20 protein-coding genes are annotated in these 24485 nt (G+C 61.0%); 11 read left to right on the top strand and 9 right to left on the bottom strand.

From position 1 onward, the window contains the following. The first annotated feature begins 42 nt into the window (after positions 1-42). The 5 genes from NKH71_RS13670 to NKH71_RS13650 all read left to right on the top strand — a co-directional run bounded on the left by NKH71_RS13670 (position 43) and on the right by NKH71_RS13650 (position 5131). Positions 43-840 (top strand): AraC family transcriptional regulator, encoded by a 798-nt coding sequence (locus NKH71_RS13670; protein WP_352788221.1) that lies wholly within the window; start codon positions 43-45, stop codon positions 838-840. A gap of 498 nt (positions 841-1338) precedes the next feature. Next, positions 1339-1776, top strand: coding sequence for a CBS domain-containing protein (locus tag NKH71_RS13665; protein WP_352788220.1), 438 nt, complete (start codon positions 1339-1341; stop codon positions 1774-1776). A 113-nt stretch (positions 1777-1889) separates the two neighbouring features. Next, positions 1890-2816 (top strand): NADP-dependent oxidoreductase, encoded by a 927-nt coding sequence (locus tag NKH71_RS13660; RefSeq protein ID WP_352895120.1) that lies wholly within the window; start codon positions 1890-1892, stop codon positions 2814-2816. Between the two features lie 318 nt (positions 2817-3134). Then, positions 3135-4823 carry an FAD-dependent oxidoreductase gene (locus NKH71_RS13655; protein WP_352788084.1) on the top strand — a complete coding sequence of 563 codons (1689 nt, stop codon included), beginning with the start codon at positions 3135-3137 and terminating at the stop codon, positions 4821-4823. Further along, the gene (locus NKH71_RS13650) at positions 4820-5131 is read left to right on the top strand and encodes a UBP-type zinc finger domain-containing protein (protein ID WP_352484042.1); all 312 of its coding nucleotides are present in this window, start codon (positions 4820-4822) and stop codon (positions 5129-5131) included. Before NKH71_RS13655 ends, NKH71_RS13650 begins: the two co-directional genes overlap by 4 nt. 20 nt (positions 5132-5151) lie before the next feature. Here the strand turns inward: NKH71_RS13650 and NKH71_RS13645 are convergent, their stop codons facing one another. The 3 genes from NKH71_RS13645 to NKH71_RS13635 form a co-directional block, all read right to left on the bottom strand. Continuing rightward, complete coding sequence (locus tag NKH71_RS13645) at positions 5152-5985, bottom strand: GNAT family N-acetyltransferase (RefSeq protein ID WP_352895119.1); 834 nt, start codon at positions 5983-5985, stop codon at positions 5152-5154. Between the two features lie 332 nt (positions 5986-6317). Continuing rightward, the gene (locus NKH71_RS13640) at positions 6318-7313 is read right to left on the bottom strand and encodes a sterol desaturase family protein (protein WP_352788079.1); all 996 of its coding nucleotides are present in this window, start codon (positions 7311-7313) and stop codon (positions 6318-6320) included. A gap of 199 nt (positions 7314-7512) precedes the next feature. Beyond that, positions 7513-9441, bottom strand: coding sequence for a heparinase II/III family protein (locus NKH71_RS13635; RefSeq protein WP_352788076.1), 1929 nt, complete (start codon positions 9439-9441; stop codon positions 7513-7515). Positions 9442-9557: 116 nt separating this feature from the next. On the opposite strand from NKH71_RS13635, the gene NKH71_RS13630 reads away from it, so the two are divergent. Further along, complete coding sequence (locus tag NKH71_RS13630) at positions 9558-10799, top strand: glycoside hydrolase family 5 protein (protein ID WP_352895118.1); 1242 nt, start codon at positions 9558-9560, stop codon at positions 10797-10799. A 172-nt stretch (positions 10800-10971) separates the two neighbouring features. Next, a complete protein-coding gene (gene asnB / locus NKH71_RS13625) occupies positions 10972-12897 on the top strand; it encodes an asparagine synthase (glutamine-hydrolyzing) (protein WP_352895117.1) in 1926 nt (641 codons plus the stop codon). Here the strand turns inward: asnB and NKH71_RS13620 are convergent. Continuing rightward, entirely contained in the window at positions 12871-13989 is a 1119-nt protein-coding gene (locus tag NKH71_RS13620; RefSeq protein ID WP_023720691.1) for a glycosyltransferase family 4 protein, read from the bottom strand. The genes asnB and NKH71_RS13620 overlap by 27 nt on opposite strands. 169 nt (positions 13990-14158) lie before the next feature. Between NKH71_RS13620 and NKH71_RS13615 the strand changes: the two genes are divergently transcribed. From NKH71_RS13615 to NKH71_RS13605, 3 genes are all read left to right on the top strand, one after another. Beyond that, the gene (locus tag NKH71_RS13615; protein ID WP_352494483.1) at positions 14159-15598 is read left to right on the top strand and encodes a lipopolysaccharide biosynthesis protein; all 1440 of its coding nucleotides are present in this window, start codon (positions 14159-14161) and stop codon (positions 15596-15598) included. 229 nt (positions 15599-15827) lie between these two features. Then, the gene (locus tag NKH71_RS13610) at positions 15828-16214 is read left to right on the top strand and encodes an isocitrate lyase/phosphoenolpyruvate mutase family protein (RefSeq protein WP_352788068.1); all 387 of its coding nucleotides are present in this window, start codon (positions 15828-15830) and stop codon (positions 16212-16214) included. Beyond that, the gene (locus tag NKH71_RS13605; RefSeq protein ID WP_352494485.1) at positions 16096-16632 is read left to right on the top strand and encodes an isocitrate lyase/phosphoenolpyruvate mutase family protein; all 537 of its coding nucleotides are present in this window, start codon (positions 16096-16098) and stop codon (positions 16630-16632) included. Before NKH71_RS13610 ends, NKH71_RS13605 begins: the two co-directional genes overlap by 119 nt. A gap of 222 nt (positions 16633-16854) precedes the next feature. Here the strand turns inward: NKH71_RS13605 and NKH71_RS13600 are convergent, their stop codons facing one another. From NKH71_RS13600 to wecB, 3 genes are read right to left on the bottom strand one after another with little or no spacing between them, the layout of a single operon-like run. Then, positions 16855-17658, bottom strand: coding sequence for a WecB/TagA/CpsF family glycosyltransferase (locus NKH71_RS13600; protein WP_023720694.1), 804 nt, complete (start codon positions 17656-17658; stop codon positions 16855-16857). Then, positions 17655-18986 (bottom strand): UDP-N-acetyl-D-mannosamine dehydrogenase, encoded by a 1332-nt coding sequence (gene wecC / locus NKH71_RS13595; protein ID WP_023720695.1) that lies wholly within the window; start codon positions 18984-18986, stop codon positions 17655-17657. The genes NKH71_RS13600 and wecC overlap by 4 nt, the downstream gene beginning before the upstream one ends. Next, positions 18979-20133 carry a non-hydrolyzing UDP-N-acetylglucosamine 2-epimerase gene (wecB, locus tag NKH71_RS13590; protein ID WP_023720696.1) on the bottom strand — a complete coding sequence of 385 codons (1155 nt, stop codon included), beginning with the start codon at positions 20131-20133 and terminating at the stop codon, positions 18979-18981. Before wecB ends, wecC begins: the two co-directional genes overlap by 8 nt. 337 nt (positions 20134-20470) lie before the next feature. Between wecB and NKH71_RS13585 the strand changes: the two genes are divergently transcribed. Further along, a complete protein-coding gene (locus tag NKH71_RS13585) occupies positions 20471-21778 on the top strand; it encodes a glucosamine inositolphosphorylceramide transferase family protein (RefSeq protein ID WP_352788065.1) in 1308 nt (435 codons plus the stop codon). Between the two features lie 19 nt (positions 21779-21797). Here the strand turns inward: NKH71_RS13585 and NKH71_RS13580 are convergent, their stop codons facing one another. Next, positions 21798-23108 (bottom strand): VpsF family polysaccharide biosynthesis protein, encoded by a 1311-nt coding sequence (locus tag NKH71_RS13580; RefSeq protein WP_023720699.1) that lies wholly within the window; start codon positions 23106-23108, stop codon positions 21798-21800. A gap of 155 nt (positions 23109-23263) precedes the next feature. Continuing rightward, positions 23264-24331: an acyltransferase family protein gene (locus NKH71_RS13575; protein WP_352788062.1), complete on the bottom strand. Its 1068-nt coding sequence runs from the start codon at positions 24329-24331 to the stop codon at positions 23264-23266. Positions 24332-24485 lie beyond the last annotated feature (154 nt).

The raw sequence follows: 24485 nt of genomic DNA, 5'->3' as shown, positions 1-24485 counted from the left end.
AGGACGGTATCGCTGCCGCGCGGCCGCCAGCGCCTGCACACCATGCCGACAAGCACGGGCTATGAAGTGCGCGAGAACGAGGTCTACGACTGGGATGGGCGCAGGCGCGGCCAGACGCCGTTTACCGTGCTCCAGCACACGATCAGCGGCATCGGCCGATTGCGCTACGAGAACCGGAACTACCGTCTGCAAAGGGGCGATACGTTGCTGGTTCTCGTGCCGCACAACCACCGTTACTGGCTGGCCAGGGGCGAACGCTGGGAATTCTTCTGGATATCGATGAACGGCGAGGAGGCACTGCGCATTCACAAGTCGATCCTTGCCGCCGTCGGTCCGGTGCTTCGGCTGAAGCCCTCGACGATCGATCATCTCGCGGATTGCAGCGTACGCCTGATCACAGGCGCGGTCTCGCCCGGAGCCGCCTCGGCTGTCGCCTATGAAGCCGCCATGGCGCTCTACGACGATGTCTTCGGCTCGCATGCCGTCACCGACGACAAGAGCGCCATGCAACCGGTCATCGATCACATCAAGGCCAATCTCGACAGGCCGCTCCGCGTTGCCGATCTCACCGAGATCAGCGGCCTGAGCCGCGCGCATTTCTCGCGCTGCTTCGCCGAGAGTGAAGGTCTTCCGCCCGCCGAATTCGTGCTGCAGCAGCGACTGCAGCGCGCGGCGAAGTTGCTGACGAAGGCCGATTTCCTGCCGGTCAAGGAAGTCGCCATCATGTGCGGCTTCGAGGATGCCAATTATTTTTCGAAGGTCTTCCGCCGCCTCTACGGCATCAACCCGACGCAATTCCGCACCAACGGAATGTATGCCAGCCTGGGAACCGCCCGATAGATTCGCACCGCGCTTGGCGTCGGAATCGGGAACGCTTTTGCTTCCCCTTGGTTTAGGACAAGAGAGCCTGATCGCCGCTGCGACAACCCACTCTGAGCGGAGATCAGGCCACAGATGTCAGGGAGTGATCGATGGACAATCCCGATCCGAACAACCCGAATCCACTGCCGGACAATCCCAATCCCGAGCCGGCCCGGCCGCCTGCCCCGCCGGAGACTCCGCCGGGAGAACCTCCAGGCGTACCCCCACCCTCGCCGGATCCAATTCCAATGCCGGACCAGGAGCCAATCGGGATTCCTCCTGGCACCCCTTCCGAAATTCCTTCGGAACCGACTTTTCCCGGGCCGACCGCCTGAAGGGCGGTCGGAGTGGAGGATGGCAAGGGTGATTTGGCGGAGCGCTCGAAACGGGTCTTGCCATGGAACGTTTTGCGCTGGCGCTCATTCACCCTTCCATCACGGAATTCGGCGGCAGGGCCTGCAACCAACGGAGGTTAAAATGAAAGTTGGCAACTGCATGACAAAGGACGTCGAGATCGCCAGTCCGCAGCAAACCCTACGTGGTGCGGCAGAAATGATGGGTCGCCTCGACGCCGGCGCGATGCCGGTGGGCGAGAACGACCGGCTCGTCGGCATGATAACCGATCGCGACATCGCAATCCGCGGCGTCGCCCAAGGCAAGACACCTGACGCCAAGGTACGGGAAGTGATGAGCACCGAGGTCAGGTATTGTTTCGACGACGAAGACGCGGAGGATGTTCTGCGCAACATGGCTGATCTGAAAGTGCGCCGGTTGCCGGTGCTTAATCGGGACAAGCGCCTGGTCGGCATCGTTTCGCTGGGCGACCTCGCCACCAACAGCGAGACGGCGACAGCCGGTGAAGCGCTAAGCGGCATCTCGCAACCCGGCGGCGAGCATTCGCAAACGATACACTGACGGCGCACCGTCGACCGGCCTTGCCACGACCGAACCGCCGGCCGGATAGACGCCGGCCTGCCGGTGAAACTGTTCAGAGGCGAACTGGACCGCAAACCGACGAGGAGCAAGCCATGATTACCATGAAGGCCGTCCGTATCCACGATTTTGGTGGACCGGAGGCTCTTTCGCTGGACACGGTTCGGTTGCCTCAGCCGCATGACGACGAGGTCACGCTCAAGGTCTACGCGGCAAGCGTCAATCCCGTCGACTACAAGGTTCGCGAGGGCTCTTCGGGCGCGGATCTGCCCGTTACGCTCGGCAGTGACGTATCCGGCGTGGTGGAACTGTGCGGCACGCGGGCCCATACGCTGAAGAAGGGCGATCCGCTATATGCCATGCTCGGCAACGACCGCGGCGGCAACGCCGAATATGTTGTCGTCAAGGCAACGGAGGCGGCGGCGAAGCCGCAACGTTTAAGCCACGCCGAAGCCGCCGCCGTGCCGCTTGCGGGCCTTACCGCGTGGCAAGGTCTTTTCGATCACGGCGGCCTCAAATCCGGGCAGCGGGTTCTCATCCATGGTGGCGCCGGCGGCGTCGGTCATCTGGCGGTGCAGTTTGCACAGGTTGCGGGCGCCTTCGTCGCGACGACCGTTTCCGCGCAGGATTTCAATTTCGTCCGCGCGCTTGGCGCCGACCAGGCGGTCGACTACAAGAACCAGCGCTTCGAGGAGGTTGTCGAGGACGTCGACCTCGTCTTCGACCTGGTAGCAGGCGAAACACAGGACCGCTCGTGGGACGTGCTCAAGCCCGGCGGGACGCTCGTCTCAACGCTTTCCGAACCGTCGGCGGAGAAGGCCCGCCAGCATCGGGCTCGCGGCGTCTCCTATCTGACCAAGCCGAACGCAGCACAGCTTGCCGAAATCAGCCGCCTCATCGACGCCGGGAAGGTCAGGCCGTTCGTGCAGGCAATCTATCCTCTCGAGGACGTCGCCAAAGCCGAGGAACGGCTCGAGAAGCAGCATACGCGCGGCAAGATCGTGCTTCAGGTAGCCGCCTAGCGGACGCAGGCCGTTTCTCCTGTTCAGAAGCCCGGCGGCCGAGAGTTTGACACAGGACGGCGCGCCGGGCCTGGCCGGCTTAGACAGGCGCCGGCCGAAGCAGCATGCGTCGGGTTTGCCGGAATACGCAAATCAAACAAATCAAGGAGATGCAACGGAATGTGAGGCACGTCGCGCCGGCACCGCCGCCCGGGCCGCCGTCCGTGAACTGCGAAGCGAAAGGCACAGCGTTTACCGACAGGCAGGCTGCGTTCCTGCCGGCCTGCTAGCCGCAAAAAACCGCTTCAATCTGTCGGACACCGGCGATAGGCTCGAACCATGTCTCAATCCGCCAATCCGATCTCCATTGCCCGTCGCGATCAGATGTTTCCAGCGCTGGCTGAGGCGGACCTGGACCGCATGGGCCGTTTCGGCGAAGCCGTGTCTTATGCTGCAGGCGAACAGATCGTCAAAGCCGGCGAGCTGGCGCCCGGTCTGATCGTGGTCCTGTCCGGCAAAGTGGATATAATCCAGGGCGGCAGCTTCGGCCGGCGCGAAACGATCGTCACGCACGGTGCGGGCAATTTCGTCGGCGAGCTGGCGCAGCTTTCAGCCCGGCCCTCGCTGGTGGATGTGGAGGCGGTCGAGCCGGTCGAGGCGCTCGTCATCGCCTCGCAAAGGCTGCGGGACCTGATGGTACAGGAAGCAAACCTCGGCGAGCGCATCATGCGGGCGCTGATCCTGCGCCGTGTCGGCCTGCTCGAGAGCGGCACAGCCGGACCGATCATTGTCGGACCGGTCGACAGCGGTGACGTATTGCGGCTGCAAGGTTTCCTAGCCCGCAGCGGACAGCCGCATAGGGTTCTCGATTCCGCTACCGATCCCTGCGCCAAGACGCTGATAGAACGCTTCCATGTCGATATCCACCATTTGCCGATCGTGCTCTGCCCGAACGGCAAGCTGCTGCTCAATCCCGGAGAGAACGAGCTCGCCCGCTGCATCGGCCTGGTGAGGCCGATCGACGCCGACAAGCTGTACGACGTGGCCATTGTCGGCGCCGGACCGGCCGGCCTCGCGGCGGCCGTCTATGCGGCTTCCGAAGGGCTGTCGACGATCGTGCTCGATTGCCGTGCCTTTGGTGGACAGGCGGGCGCCTCCTCGCGCATCGAGAACTATCTCGGCTTCCCGACCGGCATTTCGGGAATGGCGCTGATGGCGCGCGCTTACAATCAGGCGCAGAAATTCGGCGTCGAAATGGTGATACCGGACGAGGCGAAGCGGCTGGGCAGTGCAAGCGACACGTCGGGCGCCCATTACACGCTCGCCGTCGGCGGCGGGGAGACCGTGCAGGCGCGGTCGGTGGTGATCGCCAGTGGAGCGCGTTATCGCCGCCTTGATATGGCAAACCTGGCGCAATTCGAGGGAACCTCCGTGCACTATTGGGCTTCGCCGATCGAAGCCCGGCTTTGCGCCGGGCAAGAGGTGGCCCTGGTCGGCGCCGGCAATTCGGCTGGCCAGGCTGCTGTTTATCTGGCGGCGCATGTGAAGAAGGTATGGCTGCTGGCGCGCGGCAGCAGCCTGGATGCGAGCATGTCGCGCTATCTGGTGGAGCGCGTCAGGGCACAGCCGAACATCGAGGTGCTGGCTGAGACCCAGATCACGGCGCTGGAAGGCGACGACGGCAATCTTGGCAATGTACGCTGGCGCAACCGCGACACGGAGACAGCACGTCCGATCCACCATCTCTTCCTGTTCATCGGCGCCGATCCGAACACCGATTGGCTGGCGCAATGCGGCTTGGCGTTGGACGCGAAGGGCTTCGTGCGCACTGGGCCGGACATTGGCCAAGCGGGTGCGCTGGAGACGAACCGCAGCGGCGTGTTCGCCATCGGCGACGTGCGCGCTGGCTCGATCAAGCGCGTCGCCGCTGCCGTCGGTGAAGGTGCCCAGGTGGTTGCGGCGCTGCATGCATATCTCGCGCAAGGCGGCAGTCTCGCCGTGGCGCCTCAACTGGCCAGGAGCGCATGATGGCGGACGAATGCAGGCATGCCGGGGACATTCGCGACGTGACGCCGAGCGCGCTCGGCTGCGAGGAATGCCTGAAGAGCGGTTCGCAGTGGGTGCATCTGCGGCTCTGCCGCACATGCGGCCATGTCGGCTGCTGCGACGACTCGCCCAACCGTCATGCCACCAAGCATTTTCGGGCAACCGGCCATCCCGTCATCGAAGGCTACGATCCGCCGGAAGGCTGGGGATGGTGCTACATCGACGATATCTTCCTCGACCTCGGCGACCGCACCACGCCGCAAAACGGTCCAATACCGCGCTTCATTTGAGCTTTTTTGCCAGCGTCCCGCTAGTCCAAGGCTGCTTCGGCTTGGGCGGGGATATCGCGCCCCTCTGGTGGTGCCAATGAACGCTCGCGCATGTGCCTGACGGTCTGAAGGACACGATCGGCAAGGGATGCAAGCGCGCCCTGTGCCGTGCGCGTTCCGATGACGGATTCCAGCGTAACCGCCTGCGTTGAGAATTTGTGTTTGAACGACTCTGCACCACAGAGGAAATCGACCACGCTCAAGCCGTGATCGATCGACCACTGTACGTAATCCATCAACAGGATCACACCCGGCGACGCCCGGCCGAAATCCGGATCGAAAGTCGTTACGAAGGCCATCATCACGTCGTGCTGGACGAAGTTGATCGACACCGCGACCATTATGCCATTGCATTCCAGGACGAAGATATGCAGCACGCCGGCGTGCGCCAGCGCGTCGACGAGCGCGGCGAGTACCGGCACGCCCTCTTCGAACAGGTCGGACTCACGCATGCGCTCGGTCAGCCATTTCCGCTTCAAGGCCGCGAGGCGCTCCAGTACCGGTTGCAGCGGCTCGTCGGGGGCAAGCAGGCGAAATCTCACCTCTCCGGTTTCTTCCAGCACTTTGATGCCGCGCCGATAGTTCTGGCGCGTCTTTTTCGACTGATCCGCGAACCATGCCGCTCCGCTTTCCCATTGTCCGGCAACGCGATAGCTGACTTCCGTTCGGTGAAACGGACGAAGCCTGATGCCGCAGGAAGCTCCCGGCGTGAAAATTTTGCGGGCCGCCGCATCCGGTGAGAGACGATTGATCAGGGCAAGATCGAAGCCACCGGCATCGCAGAGTTGGCTCCATAGCTCCTGCAGCGCCGACAACGAGCAGTCCGGGGCAACGAGAATATCTCCATAGTCGGTATAGCTGCCGGCCGCCCATTCGAGAAACCGCAGCCCCCTGCGCCTGCCGATCGCCAGCGGAACGACGGCGACGAGTTTCTCGCCTTTCCACACCAGGCCGATCCGCAACGCGCGCTGGTCACGGCGTTGTGCGGTACTCCACCATGCCGAAATCCAGGCATGGCTTTGAAAGATCAGCCCGTCGGTACGATGCCAAAGGTCCATCCAAGCGGCTTCGACCGCAGCCAGGCGATCCGCCGAACGGACGATTTCCAGGCGCTCCGCGCCTAAGACGTCGATGGAAACAGCGGTGTTCATGAAGGAGAACTGTCCTGTGGCTGCGCGACCACATTGGGCCGCCTGTGAAACAGTCGCATGACATGCCTTGCCATCTTCTTGAGCGGCAGGATGTAGAGCCCAAAGAGCGACTGATAATCGCGCACATCGCGATCGATCAGGCCAAATTTCAGGTCTTCATCCGGTTCCGGGACAAATTGCGTTCCGAACAGACGATCCCAGAACGAAAAAAGCAGGCCGAAATTCTTGTCATAATGACGTGGGTCGATGCTGTGATGCACCTGGTGCCAGTGCGGACACAAGATGATGTTGTTCAACGGGCCGAACGAGATCTTGAGATGCGTATGGCGAACAAAATCCATCATCAGGATGTTGCGGATGACGTAGACGTTGATGCCGAAGATAGCGATCTCTACCGGATCGAGTGCAATGAGGCTCCAGATGCCGAAGCAGATGCCCGGGATGACGCCATCCCACATACGGTTCATCAGATCGTCCAGCGGATGAACCCGGTCCTTGGTGATCCCCACCATCACCTCGGCCGAATGATGCACCTTGTGCAATTCCCACAGGAACGGAAAGCGGTGCTGGGCGACGTGGTAGAGGTAGTAGGAAATATCATAGGCGACCAGCATGGTTGCGGTGAAGATGACGATCGTCATCGGTCCCGCCGGGCCGCCGAGAAGCGGCGCGTGGATGTTAAGGAGCCAGCCGATTGCCTCGCGTGTGCCGTAGCCCACCGCGACGACGAAGGTGACGCCGGCAGGAATGAGCAGGAAAGGCATCATCGCCCGTTTCGTGATCCAGAACAGGGCGTCGGCTCGCGCCGACGGGTGCAGGATGACTTCCGCCGGGAAGGCGAAGTCGAAAAAGTCCCTGAGGGACTTATGTTCGGCAGTTCGCCAGTAGGCGATCACCGCGCTGCCCAGTGCGGTGAGGAGAAGCAGGCCGAGCGTGGTCAGATTGACGTTCGAAAGCTTTTCCACAATCGCTCTGGCAAATTCGGAAAACATCGTTGCAGCGGCTCCTGGGGCGAATTGCAAAGCACGAAATCCCCGCCACACCTGCTACGCCGCCTGCAACCAGTGGCTGTTGCGGGCGCAGCGGGCAAAGCAGGCTGGATGATGCGAGACTAGCAGATCAACGGTAACGAAACCGCTAAATGTCCAAACGTAATTAATGTCGAATACGGCTGGAACTCGCCCGGCAACTCTACGTTGGCGCCGGTTTTTGCCGTTGCGGCGGGTGAATTGGGGCAAGATGGATATGGATTCCAGCTTCGCCCACTTCACCGTGCCAGGCGAGGCGTTCGGCTTGCTGCCTGGTGCCAAAACGCAGTGAAACCCAACCGCCTTGCCCCGGCATGTCACCGCCGGCGCGGATATCGAGCGCGGCATCAGGAAAGCGGATGGCCAATAGCGCCTCGTCGCCGCGCAACACCGTGACCGTGTTTTCATGCCGGTCGGTATGGAGGCCGGCGGCCAGTTGGAAGACGATCTCGGACTGATGCTTGCCGCTGAGCAGTTGGTCGGTGATGAGGATGCCATCGGCCTGGCGCGCCAAAGTGCGCTGATGCATGACGCCGAAGCGGCTTCTATAGCCGTCGTGCCGGCCACACAGCCTCCAGTGCGTTCCAGGCTCGCTGTCCACCAGCGTCGCAACTGCCTTGTGCGACCAGTTGAAATTCCCAGCGATGGTGCTTTGGTTTTTACCCTCGATGTTCAGCGTGTTGTGCGCCGGCGTGGAGCGGAACCAGTCGCGCCATGCGCCTCCCGAACCGTAGAGCCAGGTGCCCGGATCGACCAGCACCGGCTCACCGTCGATGCACAGGGTGAGCGACAGCGCGTCGGCATGGCCGTGCGCCGCTATCGAGAGATAGCCGAGCGGCCCATGGTCGAACGTCAGTTCGACATCGCGGCCATTCATTGCTCCGCGCCAGACGGAGAGCCCACCTCGCGCGAATGTCTGCAAGCCATGCACCGCCGGTGCCGGGCCCGACGGCGCACCAAAGAAAAGCGAACGAAAGTCGTCGGGCCCCGGCGCGTTGCCCGGCGTCCCCAGTAAGCTTTGGATGGCGGCCGCGACGGATCGGATATAGTTCGGCTCGTCCCCCAGCTTCAGCACGCGGCCCTCATCGTCGTCGCCGAAGCGGGCGGCTTTCAGTGGCAGCCAGCCGACGAAATTGGCGAAGGCACCCAGACGCGCTTCGACAGCGTGGGGAAACGGCGTTCCCGCCTGGCGTGCCGCGGCGGCGCACAGCAAGATGAGTTCGGCGCTGAAGGCTGCGTAGGTCGGCGTTTGCTCGGCACCGGCGCCGTCGGCGAGTATCTGCTTGTGCGTCTCATTCAGGAGGGCGCCGTGGGCGATTTCGGATTCGGCCCCGAGCGCCAGGCCGACCAGATATTCGCCAGCCAATTCTGCGACGAGATGGTTGTTGGCGGAGGAATATCGCGATGGAAACCGCGGCAGCCAATAGGCGCTTGCCGCGAGTATCTCACCGGCTTTCCGCAGGGTCGTCGGGTCAAGCCGGTCGCCAACGAGGTCCAGGGTGACGATCAGGCTGATGGCTCGCAGCGCTACCTCGATGCCGGACGCCCAGCCAATGCCTCGGAACGGCGGATTGGCGGAATGCCAACTGCCGATTGCCACCTCAATGGCCCTCCGGGACCGATTGTCCTCGCTGAGGAGCAGGTGTGCAGCCAGTGGCGGCAATTGCTGCAGCCGGTTGATTTCCCAGACATATTTTATATCGCCAAGGTCGCCGCCATGGCGAAAATCGATGTCGAAAGTATGAGCCTCGGAGCCAGGCCAAAGCCTGCCGGTCACCGGATCAAGACGCCAAAGCTCAGCAGGAAACAAAACATCGGGCTCGCGCTTTGGCCATGTCCGCCCGAGTGCCGAAAACCGGCCCTGAAGCGTCTCTTGCGCGGCCGCCGCTATGGCTTGCCGTTTAGCGTCGGTCGCTGCCAGCACAGCGTGGCGAAATCCCGGCAGCACCGGGTGCAACTGCGGCGATGGATAGCGCTCCCACCCATCATCGCGGCGGCGCGACGCGATCCTTCGACGTTGCTCGCTCAGCCGGTGCAACACCTCGGCCGGTCCCATGCTGCGCAATCGGTTGATGTACCAGCCGATTCTCATGCACGCCCCGTCAACGTTTCGGTCCTTGTATACCATGCCGTCGAAAAGCTGCGCGCCGGCAATCTTTTTTCCCGTTCGTTGCGGTTAATATCTCCGGCGACCATGCGGAGAGAGCGATGAGAAAAGCGGTGTGTGTTGTTGCCTGGGTGCTCGCCTTGGTTATGGCGGCCGAGGCAGCGCCCATCCCTCTCAAGCGCGGCGTTGGCGTGCATGAGTGGCTCAACTGGTCGCCGGTGGAGAAAGACGGAACCTACGTTTGGCCGCCCTATCGCAGCGAAAAGGAGTGGCTTGCGGGAAGCAGGCCGTTCACCGATTGGCCGGCCGGGGAGGTGTTTGCCCACATCCGATCGATGGGCTTCGACTTCGTCCGGCTGAGCGTCGATCCCGGCCCTCTGCTTGCCAGCGAGGGCGCCAGGCGGCAGCAGGCGCTGGACATACTTGCCGCCGCCGTCGAGCGGATCACGTCGACCGGCCTCAAGGTGGTTTTCGACCTGCATGGCGTCACTCAGGTTCCGGACTACAGCATGGAGATGATCTACGGCGGCGCCGACAGCGAGGGCGTCGCCGGCTACCGCCAGATGGTTGTGGCGGTCGCCGCCATGCTGGTCAAGATAGGCACCGACAAAGTCGCCCTCGAACCTTACAACGAGCCAGCATATTACCCTTGCGATCCAAGCGGCAGCGATGACTGGCAGCGGATCATGGCGGGGACCGTCCACGACATTCGAGCGGTCAGCAGCGAACTCACCATCGTTGCGACCGGCGCCTGCGGCGGCAGCATTGCCGGACTGGTCAACCTCAGCCCCGACTTTGATGACCCAAACCTCTATTACAGCTTCCATATGTATGAGCCGCACAGCTTCACCCACCAGCGGCCCGACGACACAAACAGCTTTGTTCCGGGACTTCCCTGGCCTGCCGACAGCAGTACACCCGAAGTGGTGACCGAAACCCTTAGGGCGCGGATGGAAGCTGCCGGCTTGAGCAGGGTCGAGCAGATGATGAACATGGCCACCGCGCGCGAAGCAGTAGCGAAATATTTCGAGCAGAACTGGGGGCAGAGCCAACTCGAGACGAGCTTTCGTCAGGCCGTCGGCTGGGCTGAAGGCCATGGCATTCCAAGCCGGCGGCTCTTCATGGGCGAATTCGGCGCTATCCTCATGTCAGCGGACGGCCGCATGGGCGCCTTCGAGGCCGACCGTTCGCGCTATCTCAAGGCGGTGCGCCGAGAGGCCGAACGCTTCGCGATCCCATGGTCTGTCTGGGAGTTCTCCAATCGCTATGGGATGAGCCTCATCCGGCCCGATGGCCCCCCGGTGCCCGACCCGGAGATGCTGCAGGCACTGGGCCTGCCCTAATTGCCGTCAGTTCTCGTCGCGGATGAGCAGCCGTCAACTTCGATCCTCTCAACGCCAGGTTGGATCGAGAACGGCCTGTGGCAGTTTTCCCTCGCGGCTCGATCTGTTAGCCACGAAGTGTTTAATACATTTGTTGTACTGGAGTGAGGAATACGCGCGCCTAGGGGGAACAATGTGTGGAATTGCCGGGTGGATCGGCCGAAGGGCCGAGAATCCACAAGAGCGGGCCGCCAGAATGTCAAATGCATTGCGGCATCGCGGTCCCGATGCCGAAGGCATCGAGTTCTTGGACTTGAATACTGGCGAGGAACAATTGGCATTGGTCCATCGCCGCCTGGCGATTATTGACTTAGCGCCAGAGTCAAATCAGCCGATGCATATCGAGGACGGCCATCTCAGAATAACTTTCAACGGCGAAATATACAACTATATCGAGCTGCGCCAGGAACTGATCGGCCTCGGTCATCATTTTCGAACGCGCTCCGATACCGAGGTGCTGCTCAGAGCTTATGATCAGTGGCACTTGTCCATGTTCGAACGGTTGAGCGGCATGTTCGCTTTTGCGCTCTGGGATGCTCAGAGGCACGAATTGATCCTCGCCCGTGATCCGTTCGGCAAAAAGCCCCTTTACCTCATGCAGAGCGAAAAACTGCTGTCCTTTGCCTCAGAGATCAACGCGTTGTTGTCATCGCAGCCAAATGCGCAGCAACTCGATTTGGACGCTGTGCACGAGTACCTGCGCTGGCGTTACGTGCCTGGACCGCGCACGCTTTTTAAACAAATCCGCAAGCTCAACCCCGGAAGCTATGCCGTTTGGTCGCAAGGGACTGTGACGGAAACGCGCTATTATACGCCTCCAGATCAAACGGACCTGACCGAGGACATCGACCACGAAACCGCCAAGCGACGATTTCTGGAACTGCTCGACCATTCCGTCGAGATCAGAATGCGCAGCGATGCACCTTTCGGCGCCTTTCTCTCCGGAGGCCTCGACTCGTCAGCAATCGTCGCCCTGATGACCAAGCACAGCGACAAGCCCATCCGCACATTTTCGGTCGGTTTCAGCGAACCGGCCTATAGTGAACTTCCATTCGCCCGACGCGTCGCCGATCATTTCAAGACCGATCATTGCGAACTGGTCATAGAAGCGGACGACCTGATTGACCACCTGCCGAAGTTGATTCGCCATCTGGGGGCGCCCGTTTCACAAAGTTCGGACATTCCGATTTACCTGATGTCGGAGCGAGCCTCACAGGACGTCAAGATGGTGCTCACAGGTGAAGGGGCAGACGAGGTTCTCGGCGGGTATCCCAAACATCGCGCAGAGTCACTGGCTGGAATCTACCGGTCGCTCGTTCCAGTCTTGCTCCACAACAACCTCCTCGCCCCTTTGATACGTGCCATGCCTGGCGCATCGGCCAAGTTCGATACATTTGCCCGAAGCGCGGGTGAAAGGGACTTTGCCACCCGGATGATCTCCTGGTTTGGAGCCATGACAGAGCAGGAACACAGTCGCCTCATCGGTGCGCCGGCCAATTGCCGCAATGGACGCAACAACTTACCGTTTTCCTCAAGCGCGACAGCATCCCATCTTCGCCGCGCGCTATTTTTCGATCAGACATCGTGGTTGCCCGACAATCTCCTGGAACGAGGCGACCGGATGATGATGGCCGGTTCAATCGAAGGAAGAATGCCGTTCCTCGATCGCGATCTGGTTGCGTTCGTCAGCAAATTGCCCGATCGCTACAAGGTGGGTTGGCGGAAGGGTAAGCTGATCTTGCGCAGCAGCATGGCCAACATACTTCCGGAGGAAATTCTCAACCGCCGCAAGATCGGATTCAAGGTGCCCGTCGCCGAATGGTTTCGGGGGTCGATGAGGAACTACGTGCACGACCACCTTTGCTCGCCTAACTCCGTCATTCGCAGCTATTTGAGCCCGAAACAGCTTGATCAAATCGTCTCGGAACACACCACAGGTGCCGCAGACCACGAAAAGCTGATATGGGCGCTGTTGAATTTGGAGATATTCCACCGCGAATTCGGGCTTGAGGCGCCGCCGCGATCATCAGCCTCAGCGCTTGACCGGTTGACGGCTTGACGCCGCCGACCGCCAGACATCGCAGATTGCGCCGACAAACGGGGCGAGTTCAAGCCGTTCCCGATGCACGGCCATGGCACCGGCACCAAGCCTCGCCCTCAGTGCTGGGCTCTCCACGAGGCGGCCCAGCGCGTCGGTCAACGCAGTAACATCGCCTGGCGGCACCAGCAGCCCGGATTGCCCGTCGGTAATTATGTCTTCGACCGCGCCAACCGGGGTTGCCACCACCGCCAAACCGGCTGCCATGCCTTCGATCACCGACATAGGCAGGTTTTCGGCGAAGGAGGGAAGAACCAGAATATCCGCGAAAGAGATCAGCGACGCGACATCGTCGGGTCCCACCCAACCCGGAAAGGCGATCCGGTCTGCGATCCCTAGCCCGGCCGATTTTGCCCGTGCCGCATCGATTTCGCCATCGCCGGCAATCGTGGCGCGCCAGTTCTTGACGGGGTTCATGCGGTGCAGCGCGTCCAACAATTGCGGTACGCCCTTGCGGTCGCCGATACGACCCAGGAACAGGATATGCACGTGGCCGCCGCCACCGACGTGCGCCAGCGACGGGACTTCGGTCGCATTGGGCACGATCACGATATTGCCGGCAGCGCCTGGCGCCCGGCTGGCGACGAAATCGCGCCAAAGCCTGCCCAAAACGATCACCCGATCGGCATGCTCGAACAGAGCTTTGATACGGCGGCTTATGAACCCGTGATCGTCTTTCCAGAATGTCTGATACTGCGCCCCGTGCAAATGCAGGACATAGGGTATCGACAGCAGCCGTGCGCAGGCGGCGATCACCATCTTGCGATAGGTGCTGCCGGAGACTGAGATGTTGATATGAACGACATCGGCGCGTCCAGCCAGACGCGCTTTAAGCATCCGCAAGCAAAAGCCGAGCATATAGAAGATCGAAAGTCCGACATGCCCCGAGCCACGACTGGCAAGGAAGCGCACATCGATGTCGGTGACTTCTTGCCGTTCGAACTCCTGCTTCAGCGCCCCCATGATGCGGTCGATGCCGCCCTGGCCCGAAACGCCCGACGGCGTCGCGACCAGGACATGTATTTTTCGATCGGATATGAGGCGCTGCAACATGATGGTACTCTAAATAACACAGACCGGGTAACTGCAAAGCAAACGTTCCCGATAAGGTTTACGGCAAATCTTTTAGTTCAAACTGAATCTGTTCACCCTTCGCCGTCATCGCGCTGGATTTTCCGCCAATCGGCGGCTAGTCGAAGGTGAATTTTCCAGGGACACGCCTTTGCTGCTCCGTTCCACGCTCATTTATGCTCCGGCGATCCTGCTGACGCGAATCTCGGCGTTGCTCCTGCTGGTCGTCGTGACGCGTTTGATCGACCAGACCGAGTATGGCCTGCTCACTCTGGTGGTGACCGTCGGCGAAATGACCGACATTGCCGTCACCAACTGGCTGCGCATCGCGTTGCTCAGGCTTGGCGGCAAGGGCGAAGTCAGCCGCGGCAGCCTGATGCTGGCCGGGCAGGTGTTGCTTGCCACCACGGCACTGGCGCTGGTCATATCGGTAGGCGCGTCGGCGGTGGTCGTGCCGGAACGCTGGGTCGAGTTCGCGATCGCGGTCTGCGGCTATCTCGTCGCCGGATCCATCAGCCGCTTCGCGTTGACGGTGCTGCAGATGCAGCAGCGCCACTCGGTCTATTCGATGCTCGAAGCCCTGCGTGCCCTGCTGCAACTCGCGCTGCCGATCGGCGCCATCCTTATCTTCCAGGATAGCTTTCTGACGGTATCGCTCGGCTCGAGCCTCGGCGCCTTGATTGCCGGCATCGTGGCGGGCATCATGGCATCCCGACGCGTCGTTACCGGTCCGCCGCGCTTCACCCACAGAGACTTCTTTGCGCTCGGTGTGCCGCTGATCATCATGGCGCTGGTTGGCTTCGGGCTCAACAGCGCGGAGCGTCTGTTCCTCAAGTTCTATTACGATGCCAGCGCTGTGGCGATCTTCGCCGCAGCCTATGCGCTGGCCCGCCAACCGATCGACATGATCGCTAACGCCATCAACATGGGCGCCTTTCCCGAGGTGGTCAGCCGGTTCGACGAGGACGGGCCCGCCGCATCGGGTCGGTTGCTATCGCAGTTGATGGCCTTGATGATGCGGCTTTGCCTGCCGATTGCAGCTATGCTGGTCGCGCTCAGCAGCGATATCACTGAGCTCATGCTGCCCTCGCAATATCACGGCCGCTTCGGCCTGCTGTTTCCGATCATCGCCTTCAGCGTGCTGTGTGCCAACCTCACCAGCTTCGTCTATGGCGTCGTGGTGCACGCGCACAAACGGCCGTGGCTGCTGATCATCGCCAATCTCTTCGGCTCGGCGGCAACAATCGCATTGTCTCTGCTATTGATCCCTTCGATGGCGGAGATCGGCGCCGCTTTGGCGCTTGCGGGCGGCTCGGTGGTGGGCTCCATAACCTGCATCATCATCAGCGAACGGCTCACGCCGGTGCCGGTGCCGTGGCGCGACATTGGCGTTTCGGCAATCATCTCGCTCAGCACAGGGGTGGCCGCCAAGCTTGCCAGCATGGTGGCCGGCGATGTGCCGGCAATCTTCTCGCTCATCGCCGGCGGCACCGCCGGAGCTGCGGTTTTCTTCGGGCTGACCTCGCTATTCCACCCTGTGGCAGCGACGCAATTCCTCGCCCAGCTGCGGGCGCGGCTACGGATCGCGTAGGCGCATAAGCGATCTGTAAGCGGGTATTTCCGAGGCTTACAACACATGGTGTACCTTGCCGGAGACGGGCTCTTGCATACCGGACATTCAATCTCCGGGTGTTCGGGTCATGAGAGGAGGCGCCATAGTGGTCCGCACGTCGCGCTCGGCGGAAAAACGGACGATTGAAAAGCTGCAATCATCGGCATTTAGTCGAACCCGGCTTTTTTTCCAAGTCTGAGGGGGCAGCGTGATTTCTCGATCCAAGAAGGTTGAACAATTTCGCGTTCTTCATAAATCCGGCTGCTTCCTGATCCCAAACCCATGGGACGTAGCCGGCGCGCGAATGATGGCTGGTCTGGGTTTTAGGGCGCTTGCGACAACATCTTCGGGTTACGCCTTCTTGAAGGGAAAGAAGGACGGAGCAAAGGAAGTCGGCCGCGACGAAAGCTTGGCATATGCCGCCGAGATCGCCGCCTCGACGACCGTGCCGGTCACTGCCGATTTGGAAGATTGTTATGAAGACACACCAGAAGGCGTGGCTGAAACCGTCCGGCTTGCCGCCGAAGCGGGATTGGCTGGACTTTCGATCGAAGATCGACAACCAAAGCCTGGCCAGCCAATACGCGATTTTTGATGCTGCGGTGGCACGTGTAGCGGCGGCGGTTGCAGCTGCTCGAAAATACGACATCGTGCTCACCGCCCGCGCCGATGGGGTGGGTAAAGGCGTGTATGGTCTCGACGAGGCGATTCGCCGCCTAAAGGCCTTCGAAGCTCTTGGCGCTGAGGTGCTGTATGCGCCGGGTGTCCCGGATCTGGCGTCTCTCGAGCAGATTTGCAGCTCTGTCAGCGTGCCGGTCAATCATGTCCTCGGCCAAGGTGTTTCCGGTCTCACGTTTGAGCAGATTGCCGGGGCGGGCGTACGGCGGATAAGCGTGGGCGGGTCACTTGCGCGCGGCTGGCGGAGCACTAATGAAAATAGTCCAGGAGATCGCAATGGGGAACTATGCGGCGTTGGAAAGCGCTCCGGCCTGGAACAGCCTTCGCGATCCTAACCCGTAATCTAAGTCCGAAAGGGTGACGCGCCCCCGGCTGCAACATGCCGCAAGGCGGGCGCTTACCTTGATATTTGAGAGGCCATGATTCGGAGACCGGCATCTACGATCGTGACACTCAGATAACCCAATGTTAAGCGCCGTTTTCCAAGTCACGGCCTTAGTCTCGGGAGTTCGAACGTCGCTCCCACGGCCACGCCTGTTTTATGGGTGAACGCGAACCTATAAACCGGCGTTTCGGCGCCAGCGACGCTCCCAGAACTCCCGGCACAGCAGCCCGGCATAGGCAGTGTTGGTGTCGTAGTAGCGGCGCCACAAGCGTCGCGGCTCCTGGACCACGCGGAACAGCCACTCCAGGCCGGCTGCTTGTATCAGCCTCGGCGCACGGGCAACCTTGCCGCCATAGACATCGAAACTGCCGCCCACGCCCATCACGAAGCTTGCGGCGAGTTCGTCGCGGTAGCGCTTGAGAAATCGCTCCTTACGCGGTGTCGGCATGGCCACCAGCAGGCAGTCGGCGCCCGACGCGTTGATCGCCGCGACGATCCCGGCCTCATCCTCCGGCTTGAAATAGCCGTTGCGCATCCCCGCTATGACCAGGCTCGGATGGTCCTTGGCAAGTCTCGCTACAACCGCGTCGAGAACGTGCTGTTCGGCCCCCAGCAGATAGGGCCTGAACCCACGCTTCGCGCAGAGGCTCAGCAGATTGATCATGATGTCGACGCCCGCCACCCGCTCGGGCAGCGCGACGCCACACAGACGTGCGCCCCAAAGCACGCCGATCCCGTCGACATTGACCACGTCCGCCCCTGCAACATCCTCGCGCAGTTCGGCATTCTGGCGCATGGTCACCAGCTTGGCGACATTCACGACCACATGATGCAGCGGCCGCCGCACGGTCATCGCCTCGTCGGCGATGGCCAGCGTCTCGGCCATGGTCAGCGCATGGATCGGTGCGCCAAGGAACTCCCGGCGCCGTGATGCCAACAGGGAATGCTGCGCCCAAGCCGGGTCGTGCGCGTTCATGCAGCCTGCTCCCTTGCGAGCGTCACTTGTGCGACTTCTGGTTTCTTGCCTTCGATACGGGCGTCGGGCTTGCGTGCCTTGCGCCAGGTCCATAGGCCCCTTGTATCGACGAGCTTCTTGTCCTTGAGCGCTTCGGGGTCTACCAGATTGAACTGCCGATGGTCGACCAGGAGGACGACGATATCGGACTTGTCGATGGCCGAAAGTGCGTCGGTGAACACGATGCCCCTGCCCTCGAGTTCATGCGGCAGCGCATTTGTGTTGGGTTCAGCCGCAATGATCTTCACATTGGGGTTATCGGACAGAAGCTTCACCACCTCGACGGCCGGGCTCTCGCGCAAATCGTCGATATTGGCTTTGAAGCTGAGGCCAAGACAGGCGATCGTTTGTTTGCGGGAGGGGTCGAGCAAGGCCTCGATATCCCTGACCACCGACATGGGCCGCTCGGAATTGATCCGGCGTGCGGAAGCCATCAGCCGCGTGCTGTTGGGTGCGGCGTCGATGATAAAATATGGATCGACCGCAATGCAGTGACCGCCAACGCCCGGGCTCGGCTGGAGGATGTTCACGCGAGGGTGCCGATTGGCGAGATCGATCACTTCCCAGACATTGAGCGACAGGTCCTGACACACTGCGGCAAGCTCATTGGCGAAGGCGATGTTGACGTCGCGGAACGCGTTCTCGGTAAGTTTCACCAGCTCAGCGCTTTCGGCCGTCGTCATGAACAGGTCGCCGGTGACGAAGGTTGAATAGAGTGCCGCGGTCCGTTCCGACGATTTGCGGGACAATCCGCCGATCGAGCGATCGTTATTGATCAGCTCGGTCAGCACCTTTCCCGGCAGCACGCGCTCGGGCGAATAGGCGACCAGCACATCGGCGTCTTCGCCATGCAGGACAGGAAATTTGAGGTCAGGCCGCAACTCGGCAAGCAGCCCGTTCATGATGCGTGTCGTGCCGACCGGCGATGTCGATTCCAACACAACAAGGTCTCCCCGCTTCAGCACCGGGGCGATGCTTCGTGCCGCCGCCAGCACGTAGGTCACGTCCGGCCTATGGTCGTGGGTCATCGGGGTCGGCACGGCGATGATATACGCATCCGCCGGCTGCGGCGTGCTGTAGGCCTTGAGCTTGCCGTTCGCCACGACCTTCTGGATCAGGCCGTCAAGGTCCGGCTCGACGATGTGGATTTCGCCGCGATTGACTTTCTCGACTACCGCTCCGTTCACATCGACGCCAATGACGTCGAGCCCTCGGCTGGCGAAAATGGCGCAGGTCGGCAGGCCGATATAGCCCATGCCGATTACGGAAACGGTTTTGATTTCAGCCATGATGCAGCAGTTCCTCAACAATCCGGTTACTGGCCCGGCCATCGCCATATGGGTTGTGTCGTTCCGCCATGCCGCGATAGGCAGCCTGATCGTCGAGCAGGCGATTGGCGTTGAACAGGATTTTCTCGACATCGGTGCCGACGAGGCGGGCGGTGCCGGCCACGATCCCCTCGGGTCGCTCGGTATTCTCGCGCATCACCAGCACCGGCTTGCCGAGCGAAGGCGCTTCTTCCTGCACGCCGCCGCTATCGGTAAGCACCAGATAGCTCTGCTTCTGCAGATACAGGAACGGCAGATAGTCCTGCGGCTCGACCAGATGGATGTTCGGCACGCCTTCCAGCTCTGCGTTGACCACCGAGCGCACATTGGGGTTTGGATGGACAGGGTAGACGATCTGCACGTCTCCGCGCGCCGCCAATCCTTTCAACGCCGTACAGATGCGCTGGATGCCGCCGTCGAAATTCTCGCGGCGATGGCCGGTGACGAGGATCATTTTCTTCGTAGAGTCGAGGAAGGGGAAACGGGCGGCGAGCTTCGCGTTCATCAACCTGTCGGCATCGATCGCGCTTGAAAAATGCAACAGCGTGTCGATCACGGTGTTACCGGTCACGAAGATAGTGCTTTCGGCTTTTCCTTCGGCGATGAGGTTGTCGCGCGCCTGAACGGTCGGCGCAAAATGCCAGGTGGCGATGTCGCCGGCAATCTTGCGATTCAGTTCTTCAGGAAACGGCGAGTTGATGTTGTGGCTGCGCAATCCTGCTTCGACATGAGCGACCGGGATGCGCTTGTAGAAGGCAGCCAGAGCCGCGGCCATCGCCGTGGTGGTGTCGCCCTGTACCATGACGATATCGGGCTTCGCCTTGTCTAGCACCTCGGCCATGCCCAAGAGCACGCGCGAGGTCACGTCGAACAGCGACTGGCCGGGTTGCATGATGTTGAGATCGTGATGCACCGGCAGGCCGGTCAGTTCGACAACCTGGTCGACCATCTCGCGATGCTGGGCGGTGATGCATATTTCGGTGATGAAGCCTGGATGAGCAAGGGCGGCGCGCGCCACCGGAAAGCATTTGAGCGCCTCCGGCCTCGTGCCGAACACGATCAGCAGTTTCCGCCTGGACGGCAGTTTTGGACGTGAAAGGACGTTCATTGCTGATCCTGGCCGCCTGCAGCACTCGAAACATGCCGACTATTGTCCGCAACAGCCATAATAGCGCCGGAAAACGCCTTCGTGATCTCAATTCTTAATATATGATTAACAACCAAGGCCGCGTTCTCCCGGGTTAACTCTTGTGAAAGGGTCGGGCTGACAAATAGTCTATGGTAGTAGTCTTGAAAGAGAATATATTGGATTGACTAATATTTTAATCATCGGCCACGCCGACGCATCCCGGCGCTGGGAAAATGAGCTTCTGGTGCGGTTGAGCGCGGCTGGACACGTTGTCTCGAGTTGCCGCGCGCCGACGCCTGAAGCCAACGCGCGCGGGATGGATAATGTGCTGGCGCTCGAGGGCCGGCGCTTCGGCCCCTCACTGGCAAGCCGTTCCGAGCCGTTGCCGTCCGGCGATACCGGCCCCGCCGACCTTATAGTCGATCTCACCGCTACCGCCGCACGACGGGGCACGCCTGTCCTGACGCTCGAATTTTGTGGCCGCAGCAGCTTTGCCGCAGGCATGACCGAGATACTGGCGAGCGGGCGGCTACCCGAACTCACCGCCCGCCTCGACGGCGTTGCCATCGCCAGGGCGCGGCCGATGATCAGCGATCGGCTCTGGCTGTCCCGCAGCAGCAACGAGCTACTCGCCGGCGCCATCTCCCTGATTGCCCAATGTGTCGCCCGCTTTTCCACGGGCAAACTTGCGCCGATTGCCGAGAGCCCGGCGCCACCCCTGCAGAAAGGCGGATTTATCCGGCACTATCTGCCCTTTTTCGGCAGGGGATTGGTCGACCGTGCCGTGCAAAAACTGCGACGTGGCCGGCGCCCCTTCTATTGGCAGGTTGCTTACCGGCTGATCGACGGTCCAGGCGTCGCCGAAACCGGACAGCTGGATGGCAAGCCGTTCACCGTGCTTGCCGATGACGGGCAGCGATTCTACGCCGATCCGTTCGTTCTCGAACGCGACGGCCGCCACTATCTTTTTGTCGAGGAGTTCCCCTACGCCACCGGCCGCGGCGTGATTTCCGTCGCTGAACTTGGCGACGACGGCGTTTTCGGCGTGCCGAGGTTGGTGCTGGAGGAAGCGCATCACCTGTCATATCCGCAGGTGTTCGCCCACTCCGGCGAAATTTTCATGATTCCTGAAAGCGCTACGGCACGCGAACTGGTGCTCTACCGTGCCGTGCAGTTTCCGGATCGCTGGGTACGCGATACGGTGCTGATCGCGGACAGGGATTTCAACGACGCCACGCTGCTAGATTCCGACGGCCGCTTCTGGTTGCTGGGGACGGAGCGGTTCGGTCACGGCAGCGCGTCGGACACGATGACCGTCTATTCCGCCACGGCGCTGCGTGGGCCTTGGGTAGCGCATGCGCTCAATCCCGTCGCCGTCGATCACTCGGCCACTCGGCCGGGCGGCGCTTTCATCCGTCAGGGCGACGCCTTGCTGCTGCCGGTGCAAAACGGCTCGAGAGCCTATGGCGGTGGCCTGGGGTTGATGCGGCTGGATCGGCTTAATGATTTCGACGTCCGTTTTGAACTGCCCCGCCCAATCGATCCGGGGCCGGCATGGGCGCGGGCGGGTATCCACACGCTCAATCGCGCCGGCGATGTCGAGGTCGTGGATAGCGCCGGCTGACCGGATCCGAGGTCCGTGCTTAACGAGACCCGGCCGGGTTTGGGTGGGATGCAGCGGCCGAAGGCATGCTCTCGAGCTGGCCTCTATCGGGCTGCTTCCTATAGGCAAGCAGCAACACCACAATAATCGCGATTTCAGGCGATTTTGATGAGAGCGCGTTGTTCGACAGCGCAGCAAGCAGGAAGGTGATGATGCCTATCCATGCGGGCAGCGGCGCCCCGCGCAGCAGCCGAAAAACGAACCAGAATATCAGCACCGTAAAGAGCACGGCTATGGGCAGGCCGAAGAGCATGACGATGACCACCGGCGCGCTCTCGATGAACGGCAGATGCAGCTTCTCGTTGACGATCGCCAGGAGTTCGTCGCCGTTCATGCCAAACAGGATGTCTTTCCAGCTGACAAGTCCGAACACCTGGTAGATCGTCACCCGCGCCATAAAATTTTGGTCGAAAATGGTGTTGCTGAACCGGTTCAGCAGACCGCCAGCAAACAGCATCGCAACAAGCACCGCGCCGCCTGTCATAGTGAACATCAGCACGACAAATTTGGCCTGCCGCTCATACTTGAGCGACAGGCCCGGCCAAGGCACGAACAGCAGCAGAATGAGGATTTCTCCGGCAGCGAGCAGAAGCGCGGCGCGAGCGCCCGATGCAGCACAACCGACGACCAATACGAAAATCGCCACCACCCGCACCCATATGCGCCAGCGCGTCAGCGGTACGAATCCGATGACTGTGGCGCAGAGCGCGCCTAGTGACAGCGGATGGGCCGCTAAGCCGATCGGCCTGAACTGCAGTTCGTTGATGCCGTAAGGCAGGAATCGATGTTGAGTCACCGCTTCGATAGTGCCGATCACGGCGCTCAGGATGGCCATTCCAAGCACTACGTCGCCCAGCGCCCGCCGCGACTCCGCGTTTAATGCCAGCATCAACAGGCCTGTGGCGCCGGCCACCAGATAGGTATCGATGATGAACCCGGAGGAGCCCGCACGGCCGGTAATGAACAGATAAGGCACCAGCGCGAACATCAGCACCGAATAGCGCATCAACGCCTTGAATATTCCAATTTCGTCGCCCTGCAGCAGAAACGGTCGGCTGAAAAGAACGACAGCAAGCAGCAGGAAGATCGCGTAAGTGCCGAAATGCAGCTTCTCGTAGAACGAGCCTCCCTGGGCCGTATAGTCGACGACCATGTTCATCACCTGCGGCGACACCGTAAAGCGCAGCAGGAACGCGAATGCGGCGCATAGGAAAAACAGCAGCGACAACGCGTTTTGACGGCGCGCCTGGCTGGACAACAATCGTTCCGATGCGGCAGCAGGATAGCTCATGGCCCCTCCAAGTGAAGGTATTCAAACGGCATTCCGGCCACGAGATCCATTCAAGAGACTGCCGAACGGATGCGGCGTGTGTGTTGTCAAAATATGCCGGGCCATGCGTTTGCCACAACCGTTAAGTTCGATGCCCGGACGTTTGCACGGTCTCCTTATTTGTTCTCCGTGGCAGCGTAAGGAAGCGATGTGGCTCTAACCTTCCTTCTGCCGTTCAGAATGAGAAGAATCGGCTTCTCGATCATCTGGTGGATCACCAGGCTGGCTATGCAGGCAGTCACGATGCTGACCACCGAGACCAGCAACACTGTTGCCGGATGGTCGTAGCCGATGGTGCGCCTGGCCAGGTAGGCTACGGCGCCGATCACGAAGATATGCGACAGGTAAAGCGCGTAGGAGGCGTTGCCGAGCTCTTCGAGCAGGCTCCAGTGCTTCAGTTTCGGTTCCAGAATGAGGCCAAGGTGAAGCAGGCTGGCGGCCCACATTACCTGCCCCGCGAAGCTGATCTGGCTCATCAGCGGCGTGCCGTCATCGACGAATGCAAGCAACACGCCTGCAGCGGCCATAGGGCCGAGTAGCCAGACATGGCGTGTGTCGGAAGCAAAGCCGCCGTCCAGATAGCGCCGGCCTATCCACATGCCGACGACGAAGGCCACCGGCGAAGCGTTCAGATAGAACTGGAGAACAGGGTTGGTGGGAGCTATCAACAGCCCGGCCAGCCACATCGCAATGAAAAAGACCGTCAACACAAATGCGCGCGCGGTCACCGATAGGAATGCGAGCACCGCGAATGCGATATAGAAATAGGCCTCATAATTGAGCGTCCAGCCGAGTGACAAAATTGGGCTGACGCCATCTCGTTCGGGCGCTTGGTGGACAACGAAGAACAGCGACTGGAGATAATGGGGCCACGTAAAGACGGTCTTCTGGAAGAGACTTGGTGCAAGAGCTGCCAGAAGTGCGGCGACGCTTGTGAAAAGCCAGTAGAGGGGGATGATCCGGATCGCTCGGCGTTTCAGGAAGGTTGGAGCAGAGAAGGGACCGCTCCCCGTAATATAGACCATTATGAATCCGCTAATGACGAAGAACAGAATGACACCAAGGCGGCCCGCAGTCACGATAATCGGATTATCTATGCCGATCTGGTAGGAAAAAGCGTGCGCGAACAGAACCAACAAAGCGGCGCAGGCGCGAAGATACTGGACCGAATAGAATTTCGTCACGTTCCTCTCCTGCAATTGCAGGCGACTGACGCCATCCTGCAGGTCGCGGTCAGTGCTTCAGATGTCATTCAAAAGGCATTGCCATCTTTTCAATACAACCGCGCCGTTAAGTGCGCGTTACCGATTTCATGAAAATCACTCACCGGTTGCGGAC

The organism is Mesorhizobium sp. M0983, assembly GCF_040318975.1.
GTDB lineage: Bacteria > Pseudomonadota > Alphaproteobacteria > Rhizobiales > Rhizobiaceae > Mesorhizobium.
Note: the sequence above shows the minus strand (reverse complement) of the source record. Positions and strands in the feature narration are given on the sequence as shown.